At 69.3% G+C, this 15068-nt stretch carries 18 protein-coding genes and 1 pseudogene; 10 read left to right on the top strand and 9 right to left on the bottom strand.

Translation table 11 applies throughout. The features are described from left to right. The first annotated feature begins 54 nt into the window (after positions 1-54). From MYF83_RS08565 to MYF83_RS08580, 4 genes are read left to right on the top strand one after another with little or no spacing between them, the layout of a single operon-like run. Positions 55-477, top strand: coding sequence for a hypothetical protein (locus MYF83_RS08565; RefSeq protein WP_248959684.1), 423 nt, complete (start codon positions 55-57; stop codon positions 475-477). After that, on the top strand, positions 474-1460 hold the full coding sequence (locus tag MYF83_RS08570) for a peptidoglycan-binding domain-containing protein (protein WP_248959685.1): 987 nt from the start codon (positions 474-476) through the stop codon (positions 1458-1460). Before MYF83_RS08565 ends, MYF83_RS08570 begins: the two co-directional genes overlap by 4 nt. Next, positions 1457-2113, top strand: a complete 657-nt coding sequence (locus MYF83_RS08575) for an ABC transporter ATP-binding protein (RefSeq protein WP_248959686.1) — start codon at positions 1457-1459, stop codon at positions 2111-2113. Before MYF83_RS08570 ends, MYF83_RS08575 begins: the two co-directional genes overlap by 4 nt. Next, on the top strand, positions 2110-3300 hold the full coding sequence (locus MYF83_RS08580) for an ABC transporter permease (RefSeq protein WP_248959687.1): 1191 nt from the start codon (positions 2110-2112) through the stop codon (positions 3298-3300). Before MYF83_RS08575 ends, MYF83_RS08580 begins: the two co-directional genes overlap by 4 nt. 11 nt (positions 3301-3311) lie before the next feature. On the opposite strand, the pseudogene MYF83_RS08585 reads toward MYF83_RS08580, so the two are convergent. The 4 genes and pseudogenes from MYF83_RS08585 to MYF83_RS08600 all read right to left on the bottom strand — a co-directional run. Then, positions 3312-3421: pseudogene (locus MYF83_RS08585) on the bottom strand (IS5/IS1182 family transposase); the annotation flags it as partial. A gap of 225 nt (positions 3422-3646) precedes the next feature. Then, a complete protein-coding gene (locus tag MYF83_RS08590; protein ID WP_248959688.1) occupies positions 3647-4372 on the bottom strand; it encodes a helix-turn-helix transcriptional regulator in 726 nt (241 codons plus the stop codon). A gap of 38 nt (positions 4373-4410) precedes the next feature. Then, positions 4411-5400 (bottom strand): alpha/beta hydrolase fold domain-containing protein, encoded by a 990-nt coding sequence (locus tag MYF83_RS08595; RefSeq protein WP_248959689.1) that lies wholly within the window; start codon positions 5398-5400, stop codon positions 4411-4413. 193 nt (positions 5401-5593) lie between these two features. Then, positions 5594-6040, bottom strand: a complete 447-nt coding sequence (locus MYF83_RS08600) for a hypothetical protein (protein WP_248959690.1) — start codon at positions 6038-6040, stop codon at positions 5594-5596. Here MYF83_RS08600 and MYF83_RS08605 point away from each other — a divergent pair. The 4 genes from MYF83_RS08605 (at position 6008) to MYF83_RS08620 (ending at position 8164) form a co-directional block, all read left to right on the top strand. Then, positions 6008-6610 (top strand): LuxR C-terminal-related transcriptional regulator, encoded by a 603-nt coding sequence (locus MYF83_RS08605; protein WP_279339311.1) that lies wholly within the window; start codon positions 6008-6010, stop codon positions 6608-6610. The two genes, MYF83_RS08600 and MYF83_RS08605, sit on opposite strands and share 33 nt — an antisense overlap. Positions 6611-6742: 132 nt before the next feature. Beyond that, positions 6743-7114, top strand: coding sequence for a DUF4267 domain-containing protein (locus tag MYF83_RS08610; RefSeq protein ID WP_248959692.1), 372 nt, complete (start codon positions 6743-6745; stop codon positions 7112-7114). 68 nt (positions 7115-7182) lie between these two features. Then, complete coding sequence (locus MYF83_RS08615) at positions 7183-7677, top strand: cupin domain-containing protein (RefSeq protein ID WP_248959693.1); 495 nt, start codon at positions 7183-7185, stop codon at positions 7675-7677. A gap of 70 nt (positions 7678-7747) precedes the next feature. Beyond that, a complete protein-coding gene (locus tag MYF83_RS08620; protein WP_248959694.1) occupies positions 7748-8164 on the top strand; it encodes a DUF2871 domain-containing protein in 417 nt (138 codons plus the stop codon). A gap of 34 nt (positions 8165-8198) precedes the next feature. Here the strand turns inward: MYF83_RS08620 and MYF83_RS08625 are convergent, their stop codons facing one another. Continuing rightward, complete coding sequence (locus tag MYF83_RS08625) at positions 8199-8456, bottom strand: hypothetical protein (RefSeq protein ID WP_248959695.1); 258 nt, start codon at positions 8454-8456, stop codon at positions 8199-8201. A 464-nt stretch (positions 8457-8920) separates the two neighbouring features. Here MYF83_RS08625 and MYF83_RS08630 point away from each other — a divergent pair, with 464 nt between their 5' ends. Continuing rightward, positions 8921-10405, top strand: a complete 1485-nt coding sequence (locus MYF83_RS08630) for an MDR family MFS transporter (RefSeq protein WP_248959696.1) — start codon at positions 8921-8923, stop codon at positions 10403-10405. Positions 10406-10692: 287 nt separating this feature from the next. On the opposite strand, the gene MYF83_RS08635 is transcribed toward MYF83_RS08630, so the two are convergent. Beyond that, complete coding sequence (locus MYF83_RS08635) at positions 10693-11358, bottom strand: response regulator (RefSeq protein ID WP_308201420.1); 666 nt, start codon at positions 11356-11358, stop codon at positions 10693-10695. After that, a complete protein-coding gene (locus MYF83_RS08640; RefSeq protein ID WP_248959697.1) occupies positions 11355-12566 on the bottom strand; it encodes a sensor histidine kinase in 1212 nt (403 codons plus the stop codon). The genes MYF83_RS08635 and MYF83_RS08640 overlap by 4 nt, the downstream gene beginning before the upstream one ends. Positions 12567-12711: 145 nt before the next feature. Between MYF83_RS08640 and MYF83_RS08645 the strand changes: the two genes are divergently transcribed. Further along, complete coding sequence (locus tag MYF83_RS08645; RefSeq protein WP_248959698.1) at positions 12712-13395, top strand: hypothetical protein; 684 nt, start codon at positions 12712-12714, stop codon at positions 13393-13395. A 252-nt stretch (positions 13396-13647) separates the two neighbouring features. Here MYF83_RS08645 and MYF83_RS44200 read toward each other — a convergent pair whose 3' ends face one another. After that, on the bottom strand, positions 13648-13845 hold the full coding sequence (locus MYF83_RS44200; RefSeq protein WP_372500116.1) for an AbfB domain-containing protein: 198 nt from the start codon (positions 13843-13845) through the stop codon (positions 13648-13650). After that, the gene (locus MYF83_RS08650) at positions 13842-14909 is read right to left on the bottom strand and encodes a questin oxidase family protein (protein ID WP_248959699.1); all 1068 of its coding nucleotides are present in this window, start codon (positions 14907-14909) and stop codon (positions 13842-13844) included. Before MYF83_RS08650 ends, MYF83_RS44200 begins: the two co-directional genes overlap by 4 nt. Positions 14910-15068: the final 159 nt, after the last annotated feature.

A 15068-nucleotide genomic window follows, 5' to 3' on the forward strand; every position in this document is an offset into this window, starting at 1 on the left:
TGTTAACGAGCGCGGAGACCGCCGCGAAACGTCCCCTCCGCGATCGTCTGCCGCATGAAAAGACTCGTTATCGCCCTGGCGTTCCTGGTCGCGGGATGCGGCGCCATCCCGGGCCTCGGTGCCGACGGCAAGAAGCACGACCAGCTCGTCAAGTACGCCCAGTGCCTCCGCCAGCAGGGAGTCAACGCGACCGACCCGCCGGCCGGTGAGGACAGCTTCAACCTCGACGCCCGTGGTGTGCCCAAGGACAAGCTCGAAGCCGCGCTGAAGACCTGCAAGAAATATGCCCCGCAGGAGGAACCTCCGAGCCCGGAGGACCTCGACAAGATGCGCAAGACGGCCGCCTGCCTGCGCAAGAACGGCGTCGACGCGTCCGACCCGACGGCCGCCGAGCCGGGGATCAGAGTCGGCACGCCCCCGCCCGGCAAGGACATCGACGCCATCATGGCCGCCTGCCGGAAAGAGGTGGGGGAGTGAGACGGCTGGTCGCCGTGACGCTCGTGCTGACCGCCTGCACTCCGACGCAGGCGGCCACCCCGTCGTTCCCCACGACACCCGTCGTCCGTACGGACCTGGTCAGCAGGACCAACGTGGACGGCACGCTCGGCTACGCCGGCCGCACAACCGTGGCCGGCGGCTCGGGAATCGTGACGTGGCTGCCCGCGGAAGGCCGGATCATCAGGCTCGGCCAGCGGGTCTATGCAGCCGACGGGCACGCCGTTCCGCTCATCTACGGGCGGACCCCACTGTGGCGAACGCTGTCGGTTGGAGTGCGAGGCCGGGATGTGCGGGTGGTCGAGCGGAATCTCGCCGCCTTGGGCTACTCGCTGGTCGTGGATGACCGGTTTACCTGGGCGACGGCGCAGGCCGTCAAGGCGTGGCAGCGCCACCTCGGCCGGCCCCAGACCGGCACGCTCACCCCGTCGGACACTGTCGTGGAACCCGGCCCGATCAGGGTCGCCTCACGTGCCGCACGGCTCGGCGGGCCCGCCTCGGGCCCGCTGCTCACCGTCACCGGCCTGAAACGTCAGGTCGTCGTCGACATTCCCGTCGACCAGCAGCAACTCGCGGTCAAAGGCGGAAAGGTCACCATCACGCTCCCCGGTGGAAAGACCACGACGGGGCACGTCACCACCATCGGCACCGTCGCGAAGGCGGCGACCACCGGTCAGACCGGGCAGGGCACCGAGACGGCCACCATCGCCGTCACGATCACCCTGGACCACCCGAGGGTCGCGGGACGTCTCGTCGCCGCACCTGTCACCGCCGGGTTCGCCGGCGCCGTTCACAAGGGCGTGCTCGCCGTACCCGTCGAGGCCCTGCTCGGGCAGGCGGACGGCACGTTCGCGGTCAACGTGGCGGGAAGGCTTGTCCCGGTCGAGATCGGACTGTTCGCCGGAGGGCTCGTCGAGGTCACCGGAGTGGCCGAGGGTACGCGGGTCCAGGTGCCCAAACCATGAGCGTGATCGAGCTGGAGCACGCGTCCAAGACGTACCCGGGCGGGGTGCGGGCCCTGTGGGACGCGACGCTGACGATCGGCCCAGGGGAGCTGGTGGCCGTCTGCGGGCCGTCCGGGTCGGGCAAGTCCACCATGCTGCACCTCATGGGGACGCTCGACCGGCCGAGCGAGGGCCGCGTCAGGCTGCTCGGCCACGACACGGCCGCTCTGTCCGACCGGCGGCTGTCGGCGGTGAGAGCGAACTGGATCGGGTTCGTCTTCCAGCAGTTCTTCCTCACCGCCCACCTGACGGCCGCGGAGAACGTGGCCACCAGGCTGCTCTACCTGGGCGTCCCCGCCCGCCGCCGCATCATGGCCGCGCACGAGGCGCTCGAACGCGTCGGGCTCGGCGATCGGCTCACCCACCGCCCGCACGAGCTGTCGGGCGGCGAACGCCAGCGGGTGGCCATCGCCCGCGCCCTGGTCGCCCGGCCGGTGGTGCTGTTCGCCGACGAACCCACCGGCAACCTGGACACGGCCTCCGGCGCGGGCATCGTCGACATCCTGTGGAAACTGCACGAGGAGGGCACCACCGTCGTGGTCATCACCCACAACACCGACCTGGCCGAGGCGCTCCCACGCCGCGTGGACGTCTTGGACGGGAGGCTCCAGTGATTCCCGAACCGGCCCGGCTGAGCGCATGGGACCTGGTCGCCGTCGGGCTGGCCGGGTTGCGGGCACGCCGGGGAAGGGCCGTGCTGTCGGCCCTCGGAGTGGCCATCGGGATCGCGTCGATGGTCGCCGTAATGGGCATCAGCACGGTCAGCGGTGCCGGTCTCCAGGAGCAACTCGCCCGTGTCGGGACGAACGTGCTGACCGTGGCGCCGGGTCATTCGATCAACGGGAAGGAGGCGTCACTGCCGCTCGAATCGGTCGCCCGCGTCTCCCACATCCCCGGTGTGGTCGGCGCCACCGCCATCGCGTACGTGAAAGGGGCGACCGCCCGCCGTACCAAGCTGATCGACCCGGCGGTCACCAATGGAGTGGGAGTCGCCGCCGTGAGGCTCGACCTCCTCGCGACGCTGAAGGGGACGGTCAGGTCGGGCACGTTCCTCAACCCGGCCACCGCCCGGTACCCGGCCGTCGTCCTGGGCACGTACGCCGCCGACCGGTTCGGCATCGACCGACCCGGACGGCAGATCTACATCGCGGGCCGGTGGATGACGGTCATCGGCATACTCGACCCGCTCCCACTCGCCCCCGACCTCGACAACGCCGCGCTCGTCGGCTGGCCGTACGCGGAAAAGGAACTCGGCTTCGACGGCCACCCCACCATCGTGTACGAACGGTCGACCGACGACCGCGTCACCACGATCGCAAAGGCACTCGCCGCAACCGCCAACCCCGAACATCCCGACCAAGTTCAGGTCAGCCGCCCGTCCGACGCTCTCACCGCGGAATTGGCCGCGCGTGCGGCATTCAACGGCCTTTTCCTCGGACTCGGCGCGGTCGCCCTCCTCGTCGGCGGCATCGGCATAGCCAACGTCATGGTCATCTCGGTGCTGGAACGCCGCCAGGAGATCGGCCTGCGCCGCTCCCTCGGGGCGACGCGAGGGCAGATCCGTCTGCAATTCGTGGTCGAAGCGGTGGCCCTGTCCCTGTGCGGGGGCGTCACGGGGACCATCGTCGGCCTGGCCGCGAGTCTGCTCTTCGCTTTAGCCCAAGGCTGGCCTCTCGCCCTCCCCGCCCAGGTCATCACGCTCGGTGTCACCGCAGCCGTACTGGTCGGAATCGTCTCCGGCCTCTACCCGGCCCGCCGCGCCGCCGCCCTCACTCCGACCGAAGCCTTGGCCACGGGATGAACGAACCCTTTTCATCCTGGGTAGCGGTTGGCTTCGATGGCGGGCAGGACGAGGATGGCCTGCACGATCGCGGTGGCGCGGCGCGGGCAATAGCGCAGTTCACCAGGACCTTCCACATCTTGTACCGGTGCCTGATGGAAACCGCATGGGACAACCTCAACTGCGGCACCTCGGCGATCCTGTCGGCACCGTTCATCTCCGAACTGCGCGACGAGGCATGGTTCACCCGGCTGGAGAACCGGTGCGCCGCCAAGGGCATCGACCTTGCCGCGATCTGGGTCCGCTGCGATCCCGAGTCCATGCGCCACGTGCGGGTCGCCCCGCAGGGGGCGGGCGACGGCTTGGATCACAAGGGCGCGGTATCCCAGCTGAGGGACCGCAGCGTTTCGGCCCGGCGGACGCGTTCGGCCAGAGCATGGTCCAAGGATCGCACCGTACGGACCGGGCAGGGCTCGCCCCGCAGTTCGGCGGCGAGGATGCGGTCCACGCGGAAGCCTCGCCCCGCTCGGCGGCTGCGGCACCAGCCGATCAGGTACCACGAGCCCGAGGCGGTGAGCAGGCCGCCCGGCTCGACCTCGCGCTCGCTTTCCCGCCCCGCCGAGTCGGCGTATCGGATCCAGATGACGCGCTGGCGGGCCACCGCCTGCTCGACGATCGGGAGTACGCCGGAGGCGGTGCGGGCGGGCAGCACGTGGATGCGTTCGGTCAGGGCGCGTACTTCCTCCGCGGCGGACTCGCCCAGGACGGCAGCCAACTTGCGCATGGCGGCTGGTCCCGCAGCCGAGAACGGCGTCGTGTGCTCGGCCCCGGCCAGCGCCGCGGCCACTGCCAGTGCCTCTGCCGTAGTGAGGTTGACCGGCGGCAGGGCGGTGTCGCGGTCGATGAACCAGCCCCCGTGCGGCCCGGCCTCCGCACGCACCGGCACCCTCGCCTCCATCAGCGCCTGTAGATCACGCTGCACGGTACGCCGCGACACCCCGAACCTGTCCGCCAGCCAGCCCACGGTGCGCGGCCGGGGCGCGGCCGCGCGCAGCTCGTCTACCAGGGCATAGAGGCGTTCGGTACGGTTCATGGCGTCATCGGGTCACGGGCACGGTCAGACTTCTCAGGTTAGGCCAGCCATCTGCGCAGGAACTCCTCTTGGGCCGCCAGCTCTCGCCTGGCCAGCGCCGTGGGATGCAATGTGAACCCGTGCCAGCCCTCCTCCGCCACCACCAGCTCGGCCGCGTTGCCGGCCGCCGCCCAGCGGGCCGCCATGAACAGCGTGTCGTCGAGCAAGGGATCGGCTGTTCCCACCGTGAACCGCGCGAGGGGCAGACCACGCAGGTCAGCATAGAGAGGGGAGATGTCGGGATCGAGGCGTTTGTCGGGCGACAGTCCCGGAAACTGTTTGCTCCAGAACCATTCCTGGATCGGCCTGTTGATCAGGCGGTTTCGATCGCCCGATGCGCGGCTGCTGGGTGTGCCGTGGCCCAGGTCGTAGCCGCCGAAGGAGAGCTGTGCGGCCAGGAACGCCTCGGCGGGCGCCACGGCGTGCCGGTCACGCAGCCGCAGGAGCGTGGTGACGGCCAGCCGCGCCCCGCCCGACTCCCCGCCGATGAGCAGCCGTTGCGTGCCGAACTCGGCGGCGGCGTTAGCCAGCAGCCAGAGCGCTGCCTGCTCGGCATCGTCGTTCGCAGCAGGGTAAGGGTGTTCCGGGGCGAGCCGGAACTCAACGCTGAGCACCGCCACGCCGCAGTTGGCGGCCACCTCGCGCAAGCGCGGATCCTGCCCGTCTGCCGAGCCGATCACCCCGCCACCGCCGTGGAAGTGCAGGAACACGCCCTCTGGCGCGCGCTCGTCCGGCGGGAGGAAGGCCCGGAGCCAGAGCCGGCCGCCGTCGGAGGTGGTCACGGTGCGCCAGTTCGCCTCGGAGACCGTCGCGAGGGTGGGGAACCCGCCGCCGCCCGCGCGCTGGAACTCACGGGCCGCCACGGGGTCGTCCTGGACGTGCAGCGGCACCTGGCCGTCGAGCAGCTTCTCCATGCGGTCGTTGACGGCGCGGGTCTCGGCCAACTCGTCGGGGTCCGGGCCGATCAGGTGAATGGTGGGTACGTTCATGCGGCCAAGCGTGCCGCCCCGCCGCGACACCCTTGTGTCACGGTTAACGCGTGATGTCGCTCACAGTCGATACGCAGGAGAATGCGCCTCATGATCTGAACCGCCGAATCGCGGAGCAACCTGCGGTTCTTCTGCGCCCGCGGGAGCGGTGGCCGGTGCTGTTCCGCTGACACCGGCCACCGTCCCCTCCCGATCAGGACAGTGCGGGCACCGGGTCCGGCGCGTCGACCGATGCCGGCCGGATGGCGTAAACGCCCATTGTGAACATGGCGATGAAGGCCAGGTAGTCGCTGAGTAGGGCCAGCGCGCCGCTGAGACCGAGGAAGTTGACCAGCGGAGATGCGATGAACAGAATGCCGACCCAGATCGGTACCACACGGGCCCGGATCACCGCGATGCCCAGGCAGATCAGACCTATCAGCAGCCCGAGCAGGGCGATCGTTTCGTAGATGCCGTAGCCGCTCGGTGGGGTGCTGGGGATGCCGCCGTGAGTTACCAGGTACGGCTTGACGAACGCCTCGATGACGCCCTCGCCGATGTTCAGCATCACCAGGGCCAGGAACAGTCCGACGTAGCCGACCAGGGTGAGCTTGGCCGCCCGGCGTCCCTGGACCGCGAGGATCGCCGGAAGACCGAGCACGATCAGGATGTCGCCACCGATGGCGTGCGATCGACCGCGCGATCCACCGTCGTGCTCATGGACGTCCGCATGCCGCGCCTCGACGGGATCGCCGCGACCGCCGAAATCCTCGCCGACCCGCCGTCGCCCTACGTCCTCGTACTCACCACGTTTGACCTCGATGAGTACATCGTCGCGGCGCTGCGGGCCGGCGCCAGCGGGTTCCTGCTCAAGGACGCGCCGCGTGAGCGGATCATCGAAGCCGTCATCCGAGTGGCGTCCGGGGAGGCACAACTGGCTCCCCAGGTGGCGCGCCGGCTGGTGAAAAAGGTGCTCGACGCCTCGCCGACACACCCATCACCTCCTGTGCGCCTGCCCGACCTCAGCCGACGCGAAACCGACGTCCTGCGCCTCCTTGCCCGCGGACTGAGCAACGCCGAGATCGCCGACCGGCTCTACCTGGCCCACAGCACCGTCAAGTCGTACGTGGCCAGCGTCCTGGCCAAGCTCGGCGTGCGGGATCGAGTGCAGGCCACCGTGGCAGCATACGAATCCGGCCTCGTGCGGCCGGGCAGGGATCGCCCTGACTGACCACGCGGACGCAACGACCGTCCAGCCCGACATACTTCACCCGCATGCAATCATTCTAGCGCCGCTAGAGTTCCTGTCGACGTTGTGCTAGTTTCGCTATTGCATCTAGCGCTGCTAGCGAAAGAGAAGATCATGCTCATGACCTCCGCCTACGGACTGGCCATCCTGCTCGACCTCTTCGTCGTCTTCATCGGCCTGCGGTTCCTACTGGCGCCCTACGCCGCGGCCGCCGGCTACGGCGTCCCCGCCAACAAGGACGCAAACGCCGCCTACCTGAGCATCAAGGGCGTGCGCGACCTCAGTTACGGCATCCTCGGCCTGGCCCTGCTCGCCTTCGCGGGCGCCCGCGCCGAGGCCTGGTTCATGCTCATCGTCGCCCTCGCCCCGCTCGGCGACACCCTCATCGTCCTGCGCCACGGCGGCACCAAGGCGGCCGCCTTCGGCATCCACTTCGCCACGGCCGTGGTCGTCCTGATCAGCGCCGCCCTGCTGTTCGCCGTCTGAGAGCCACGGCTCCCTGAGATCCACACCCCCGCACGCCACCCGATCACCCCGAGCAAGGAGTCACCCACATGTCGCTGTTCGTACCGGAGTTCGACCGGTCCGTTATCGTCCGCTCCGCGGAGGCCGAAGTGATCGGCCGGGCCCCGACCACCATCCGGCTGCTGGCCGACAGCGGTTCGACCGGCGGCGCGCTGTCCACCCAGCGGGTCACCCTGACCGGCGGCGCGGACGGCGCCGCGCCGCACCGCCACGCCGGCTCGGCCGAGCTGTTCTACATGCTGGACGGCACCGCCCAGCTGCTGTCCGGCGAGCAGGTCGTGACCGCCGAACGCGGCGACCTGGTGATCGTGCCGCCCGGTCTCGCGCACGCCTTCGCCGCCGCACCGGGACAGGACGCCGACATCCTCATCGTCATCACCCCCGGCGTCGACCGGTTCGAGTACTTCCGCCACCTGGAGCGCGTCGCCTACGGCAAGGTGCCCCCCGAAAGCCTCCTTGAGGTCCAGGAGCTCTACGACACCTACTTCCTCAGCAGCGCGACCTGGAAAAACGCCAGGCCCTGAAACCGCCGTCGAGCGTTCCAGCCGATCACCCCCACTCAACCCCTGCAAATCACCTACTAAGGTCGCAATCATGAAAAAGCTCTATTACGCGGCACACATCTACATGATCCTCGGCGTGGTCAGCGGTCTGTACTATCGCGAGCTCACCAAGTTCAACGACTTCACGGGCGACAACCAACTCGGAGTGGTGCACACGCACCTGCTCGTGCTCGGAATGCTCTTCTACCTCGTCGTGCTGGCGTTGGAGAAGTTGTTCACCTTATCGGCGAGCAATCTCTTCAACTGGTCCTTCTGGGTCTACAACGCGGGTCTCGCGTTGACCGTCCTCATGATGATCATCCACGGCACCCAGACGGTCCTCGGCGCCAAGACCAGTGCGGCGATCTCCGGCATCGCCGGACTGGGGCACATCGTGCTGACCGTGGGCTTGATCCTTTTCTTCATCAACCTCGGCAAGCGGATCCCCGCCAAGAGCGGCACAATCTGATCCTGTGCGGCACTACACGATCATCGCCGGCGGGTCAGATAGCAGGTAGGGACTTTCGCTCGCCGACCGTTAACGTCGCGCCCAGGCGGAAGGATCGGGTGAGCGAATCCGCGCGAGGATCCGCCACAATGACCTCGTGCGCCGATTCGATGCCGCAGGAGCCGACCTCGTTCCTGGTCAACGGGTTCGTGTGCGGGTGACCAAAGAGCACCCATGGGGCGTCGTCGTGACGATCATCGGCCATGAAGACATAGGCGCGTCGATCGATGGCGCCTCGATCGACAGCTCCCACCGGCTCCTGATTCAGTCGAGCCCTAGCCACTGATCCGCCTGCCCAACCAGGTAGGCCAACGGTTCGAGTCGCCCCTCGGACACACGCCGGTACCCCATGAGGCGGCTGCCGGCCTGGCTGATCGATAGCCGTTCCTACCGCAGAGGATCATCAGGTTGTCCGACCGCAGGTGCAAGCTGTCACGGGATCGACGACCAACCCGGTTCGTGGTGCTCGCTACCGTGGTGGCCCAGCCCTCGGGGCGGCGCGGTGTGAGAGGTGTTCACCCAGGCCATGGAGCGATAGGGGTGCTCCTTCGCACGATCTGGAGGTCGTCCGCCGCCGGTGAAAACCGGGTGACGTTTCGCATCACTTGCCGGAATTCTGGGCATGGGCGATGAGTTTTGTCGGTGGTACCGGTCAGTCTTTGCATGACCACAACTTTTTGTGAGACCCACGGCTGGAACGCCAGCAATGACGACGTCATGTCCGACAACTCCGATCGAGGTGCCGTGCCCAGCCCACAGCTCGACTCACCTGCCAAGCCCGCGACCGCCGTTTCAGATCGAACCCCGGCCGTGATCCGACTGCTGGTGCTCGCCACGTTCGTGGTCATCCTCAACGAAACGATCATGATCAATGCGATCCCGCGGCTGATGGGCGCGCTGCACATCACCGAGCAGACCGCGCAGTGGCTCTCGACCGCCTTCATGCTGACCATGGCCGCTGTCATCCCGATCACCGGATGGTTCTTACAGCGGGTGTCCACCCGCCACGCGTACACCACCGCGATGGGTTTGTTCCTGCTCGGCACGGCGTTGGCCACCGTCGCGCCGACGTTCGAGGTGCTGCTGGGCGCCCGCATCATCCAGGGGTCCGGGACGGCGGTGATGATGCCGCTGCTGATGACCACGCTTATGCAGGTGGTGCCCGAGGCAGACCGGGGCCGGGTGATGGGCAACGTCACCCTGGCCATCTCGGTCGCGCCCGCAATGGGCCCGGCGGTCTCGGGGGTGATCCTCCAATTCGGGTCCTGGCGGCTGCTGTTCGCCGTGGTGCTCCCCATCGCCGCCGTGATCACATGGCGCGGACTGAAACAGCTCAAGAACGTCGGGGAGCCCCAGTTCAGCACCATCGACTGGTTGAGCGTGGTGACCGCCGCCGCCGGCTTCGGCGGCCTGGTCTACGGGCTCAGCCGGTTCGAGGGCGGTGACGTCCGCGTTGCCGCCGCGATCGTGGCGGCCGGCCTGGTGGCCATCGCCGTCTTCGTCGTCCGCCAGCTGTCGTTGCAGAAGCGCGGCGTGCCGCTGATGGACCTGCGTACCCTGCGCCGCCGCACCTACACGGTCGCGCTGATCCTGATGTCGGTGGCCTTCATGGCGATGCTCGGCTCGATGATCTTGCTGCCGCTGTACCTGCAGAACGTCCGCGAGCTTAGCCCTCTGCAGACCGGACTCCTCGTGATGCCGGGCGGCCTCGCGATGGGGCTGCTCGGTCCGACCGTTGGCCGCCTGTTCGACCGGTTCGGCGGCCGGGTTCTGGTCATCCCCGGCGCGATCGGAATCACGCTCGCGCTCGCTGGCTTCACCCAGGTCACGATGACCATGCCGTTCTGGCAGCTCCTCGGTCTGCACGCGCTGCTGATGGTGAGTCTGGCCGCGACCTTCACCCCGGTATTCACCCTCGGGCTTGGAGCAGTTCCACCACCGCTCTACTCTCACGCCAGCTCGATCCTGAGCACGCTGCAACAGGTCTCCGCGGCCATCGGCACCGCGCTCGTGATCACCGTGATGAGCGCGCGAGCCGATGTCCTGAGATCCGCGGGGGCCACGGAGGCGCTCGCGAACCTCGAAGGCATGCGGCTGGCCTTCATCATCGGCGCGGTGCTGTCCGTGGTCGTGGTCGTCACCGCCTTGCTCCTACCGGCTCGAGCGGACAGCGTCGGCGAGTTCGAGGGACCCGGCCGATGAAACCGGCGTGACGGCGGTGAAGTGGGACGCCGTAGTCTCTCTTGTCGGGCGGGCTGTGCCTGCCCGACAACAAGCAGATCAAGTTCGCCGCCGCATCTGCCGGGCGGACCGTCACCATCTGGGCCGATGCCCGCAGCATCCACGTACTACTCGAAGGCCACCTGGTCCGGACGCGCCCCTCCCGGTTCTCCTGTGAGACTGGGCCTCTGAGCAGGTCTTTCCGATACCCGTGAACGCCGATGGACGATCTAGAACTGGCTACGGATCAGAAGGTTCGGGGTCGCTGGTCAGCCTGTTCCAGTGACGCCGGGCCGCACCAGCCCGCTCTCGTAGGCGAAGGCGACGGCCTGGACCCGGTCGCGGAGGTCGAGCTTGGTGAGCATCCGGGAGACGTACGTCTTGACGGTCGCCTCGCCGAGGTAAAGCGTGGCGGCGATCTCCGCGTTGGACCGTCCCCGGGCGACCAGGCGCAGGACGTCGACCTCGCGCTCGGTGAGCGTGGCGAGTTGCGCGACGGCCCGAGGGTCGGCGCTGGGTGCCCCGGCGAACGACTCGATGACCCGCAGCGTGACCGCCGGGTCGAGCAGCGCCTTCCCGGCGGCGACGGTGCGTACCGCGTCCACCAGCTGCTCCGGCGGGGCGACCTTCAGCAGGAACCCGCTGACTCCGGCCCGTAGCGCCTGCCGGACCGCCTCGTCCTCGTCGAACGTGGTGAGGATGACGACCTTGGCGGCCGACTCGGCCAGGATGCGCCGCGCCGCCTCGATCCCGTCGCAGCGGGGCATCCGCACGTCCATGAGGACCACGTCGGGCGCGGTCCGGCGGACCTCGTCCTGGGCCTGCTGCCCGTCGGCGGCTTCGCCGACGACCTCGATGTCGGCCTGGTGGTCGAGGAGCATGCGCAGGCCGGCCCGGATCATGGCCTCGTCGTCGGCGATGACGACGCGGATCACGGCCGGCTCCCGGTGGGGAAGACGGCGTGGACGGTGAAGCCGCCGTCGGGGCGCGGTCCGGCCCTGAGGGAGCCGTCGAACACGGCGACCCGTTCGCGCATGCCGGTGAGGCCGTGCCCAGGTGTGGTGGCGGCCCGCTCGCCACCGCGGTCGTTGTCCACCGTGACGGTGACGTTCTCGGCGGTGTTCCGCAGCGTGACGATCGTCGGCACGGTGCCGGCGTGCCGTAGGACGTTGGTCAGCGCCTCCTGGAGCACCCGGTAGGCGGAGATGTCGACCGCGCGGGGCAGGCCGGTGAAGTCGCCGTCGGTCGTCAGCTCCACCGGAAGGCCGGCGGCGCGGACCTCGGCGACAAGGTCCTCGGCCCGGGTGAGCGTCGGCTGCGACGCGGCCACCGACGTGGCGTCGCGGAGCATGCCGACCAGGGTGCGCAGCTCCTGCACCGACTCCCGGCCGAGCCGTTCGACGCCGAGCAGCATCTCGGTCTGCGGGGTGCCCGCCGGCAGGGTGGTGCGCACGGCGCCGAGCTGGAGGACCATCACGCTGATCGAGTGTGCCACCGCGTCGTGCATGTCCCGGGCGATCCTCTGCCGCTCCTCGACCACGACGGCGTGCTCGCGCGCTTCGCGCTCGGCCTCCTGGGCGGCGGCGAGCCGGGCGAGGAGATCGGCCCGGTCCCGAAGCCGCCGCACGAGGAGGCCGACCCCCCAGGCGCCCCAGCACAGCAGGCCGAAGAAGAGGTTCTCCCAGGCCATGGCGGCGAGCCCGCTGACGGTGGATCCGGCCGTCCGCCCGGCGATCCACGTCCCGAGGCTGGCCATCAGCTGCGCCGCCAGCGGCGCCGGCCAGGATCTGCGGGCGGCGGCGAGCGCGTCCCTGCGGGACCCGGAACCACCCGATCCAGGAGTCTCGCCGCGGGCCGTTGCGGTGCCGTAGCCGGCCCAGCCGGGAGCCAGGAAGAAGGCGAGGACGGTGGCGCCGGTGGGGCCGTTCAGGCCGCCGACCACCGCGATCGGGAAGGCCAGCGCGACGATCGCGGTGCCGGTCACGGGGAAGGGGCCGGCGACGACCGCGCCGAGCACGACCGCGGCCAGCGCCGCCGCCGGAGCGGCCGGGGCGCCGGCGGAGGAACCCTCGAGGATGATCTCCGCGACCCCGATGACGGCGAGGACCGCGGCGGCTCCCCAAGGGACGATCAGGCGGGACATTTCCCCAATGTAGGGCGTACGGGGTGATCGCTGGTACGGCCGTACGACGGACAGCGTGATCGTGTCGTGTCCGCCACGCGGCGGACACGGGTCGAGCCCGCAGTCGGCAGAGCCGCCCGGGTTCCCCGCCGTAGCGTTCCGGGCCATGAACAACAACACCAGCCCCGCCAAGCAGGCTCTCCCCATCGCCGGCGGCGTCTCGCTCATCGCCGGCGCCGCGTTCTTCTTCACCGGCCTCGCCACGTCGCCGCCCGCCTCGGGCGATGGCAAGGCCGAGTACCTCCAGTCGCTCGCCGCCGACCCGTTCCAGACCCAGCTGTCGGCGCTGTTCCTGCACTACGGCAACCTGCTGATGGGCGTCGGCCTGCTGGCTCTGCCGTTCCTGGTCCGTGGCCGCAAGGGCAGCATCGTCACGATCGTCGGGGCGCTGCTCGGCGCGCTCGGTCTGCTGGAGACGTCCGGTTCCCTGCTGTCCGACTGGTTCCACATGGAGATCGCCCGCAACCTGCCCATCGACCAGGCCGTCGCCCTGTCGGACAAGGTCCTCGCGCACCCGGCCCAACAGCTGGCGTTCAACCCGGGCCCGCTGGTGTCGCTCGCGCTGCTAATCACCTTCGTCGGGCTGGCCCGCGCCGGCGTGCTCGGCTGGTGGACGGTGCCGAGCATCGTGCTGGGCTACGCAGGGCTGCTGTTCATGCCGTACGACCTCCCCATCCTCCCGGCCGTCGGCACCATCCCGATGCTGGCCGTGCTGGCGGCCGCGGGCCTGCGGCTGATCTCGCGGACCCGCACGACCGCCCGGATGCAGCCGGCGTTGGCCGTCTCGTAGACGTCGGGCCCGTCGTTGGGTTCGGCAATGTCGTGAGCAGCCGATACCGGCACGCACCTTACTATCGACGAGGCTTCTGCCCTTCCCTGCGGATCTGAAGGTTAGGGGCTCGAGTCCTCTCGGCCGCGCATATGAGAAAGGCCCGTCACCAGGGAAAGCCTGGGACGGGCCTTTGTGTTCGTCCTGACAATCTCGGGATCTCGCTAACACCCCAGGACGTCTGAGACCACATGGAGTGGTGTTCCCCGGCATCTATGCCCAGGGCTGGTCGACGACCCAGCTCACGTCGTCGGCCCACGAGGTCGCGCTGTCGAAGGCGTTCGAGCCGCCGTTACTGGCGATGTAGACGGTGTTGCTGTAGTGGCGGATGAACCGGTCCGGGAAGTTGTAGGAGGCGAGCGAGGTGCCCTGGCCGCTCTTGCCGGCAGGATCGTCGTGTTCTGGGATCAGGAGCGGGCGTCGAGGAGCTCGGCCGCCAGGGCGGCGGCGGCTAGGGTGTCGGGGTCGCCCGTCCTGGCAAAGGAGTCGACGGCAGTGTCGGCGAGCTTGATGACGTGCTCGTCGCCGTGCTCGACCGCCCGGTGCAGCGTCTCGGCGGCCGGGTCGCTCGTGTCCGGCGCCTTCGGAAGCAGCTCGCGGGGCACGGCCTCGGCGGGCTCGTACATCGCCACGATCGCGGCGCTCGCCGCCCAGACCGCGGACAGGCTCGGCGCCCACAACGGGCGGGGCAGCGCGGGCAGCGTGTGCAGGACGGCGTTGGGCGCGGTGGCCGTGTGGACCAGCAGCACTGGGCTGCCCTTGCCGTACGCGAGGTAGCGGACGGTGGCGGCGTCGATCAGGTCCTTGAGCCGCGCGGGCACGTCGTCGTCATCGGCCGGCGGGCGCAGCGCGGCCAGTGCCGGCGTCCAGCCAGGCACGCCGGCCAGGCGCGGGACGCGGAAGGCGATCAGGCCCTTCTGTTCCGGCAGATGTGGTATCGCAGCGAGCGCCTGTGCGGCGTCCTGCTCGCCCGCCGGCTCGGTGAGGCCGGGGAGCGTCCGCCATCGTCCCGCCCAGAACGCCAGGCCGTGCGCCAGCTCGTTCCGCGAGACCTCGGTCTCACCTGCCAGCAGCGCCCGCACAGCATGTCCCACCCGGATCACACCGTGCGTGGATCCTGCCGCGATGCCGGGCAGCAGACGCGGCCACCATGCGGCGAGCACCTCCTGCCACGGCCGCTCGGCCAGGCTCCGGGAGAAGAACAGGGTCCAGTCCGCGATTCGCCGCCCGTCGCCGATTGCCTCGCGCCAGTTCTCGTCCCCGATCGGTTCTCCACCGGTCGGCAGCTCCCTGAGCCGGGGTACGTACTCGTCGACCCAGCACGGCACGTCGTCCTCGTGGCCTCGCCGTACCAGCACCTCCGCGACCATCGGGCCGTGGTTGGTCAGCCCGTGGTTGCCTTCCTCGTCCCCACCGAACTCGGGCCCCATGCGGTGCAGCCGGTCATACGCCTCGTTCAGAACATCCCTGTCCATAACGCTCCCTCAGCGTTTGAAGCGCCACTCAGGACCGGCGATCAGAAATCATCCGCACGGTCACCCTGCCGGACCGTTCACCGCCGTGGCAATGCCGGACCTCGCCGCAGCCTATCCCGCTACGATCTCGTGCAGGTGTCGACGCTGCCTCAGACCTCG

Origin of the sequence: Sphaerisporangium perillae (genome assembly GCF_023276435.1) — a bacterium.
Lineage (GTDB): Bacteria > Actinomycetota > Actinomycetes > Streptosporangiales > Streptosporangiaceae > Sphaerisporangium > Sphaerisporangium perillae.

What these genes read in the sequence shown, in the direction of transcription:
- MYF83_RS08575 (WP_248959686.1), top strand. Translation starts at nt 1,457, where the DNA reads ATGAGCGTGATCGAGCTGGAGCACGCGTCCAAGACGTACCCGGGCGGG.
- MYF83_RS08640 (WP_248959697.1), bottom strand. Translation starts at nt 12,566, where the DNA reads ATGTCCCGCCTGATCGTCCCTTGGGGAGCCGCCGCGGTCCTCGCCGTC.
- MYF83_RS08590 (WP_248959688.1), bottom strand. Translation starts at nt 4,372, where the DNA reads ATGAACCGTACCGAACGCCTCTATGCCCTGGTAGACGAGCTGCGCGCG.
- MYF83_RS08630 (WP_248959696.1), top strand. Translation starts at nt 8,921, where the DNA reads ATGTCCGACAACTCCGATCGAGGTGCCGTGCCCAGCCCACAGCTCGAC.
- MYF83_RS08650 (WP_248959699.1), bottom strand. Translation starts at nt 14,909, where the DNA reads ATGGACAGGGATGTTCTGAACGAGGCGTATGACCGGCTGCACCGCATG.
- MYF83_RS08620 (WP_248959694.1), top strand. Translation starts at nt 7,748, where the DNA reads ATGAAAAAGCTCTATTACGCGGCACACATCTACATGATCCTCGGCGTG.
- MYF83_RS08615 (WP_248959693.1), top strand. Translation starts at nt 7,183, where the DNA reads ATGTCGCTGTTCGTACCGGAGTTCGACCGGTCCGTTATCGTCCGCTCC.
- MYF83_RS08610 (WP_248959692.1), top strand. Translation starts at nt 6,743, where the DNA reads ATGCTCATGACCTCCGCCTACGGACTGGCCATCCTGCTCGACCTCTTC.
- MYF83_RS08645 (WP_248959698.1), top strand. Translation starts at nt 12,712, where the DNA reads ATGAACAACAACACCAGCCCCGCCAAGCAGGCTCTCCCCATCGCCGGC.
- MYF83_RS08595 (WP_248959689.1), bottom strand. Translation starts at nt 5,400, where the DNA reads ATGAACGTACCCACCATTCACCTGATCGGCCCGGACCCCGACGAGTTG.
- MYF83_RS08565 (WP_248959684.1), top strand. Translation starts at nt 55, where the DNA reads ATGAAAAGACTCGTTATCGCCCTGGCGTTCCTGGTCGCGGGATGCGGC.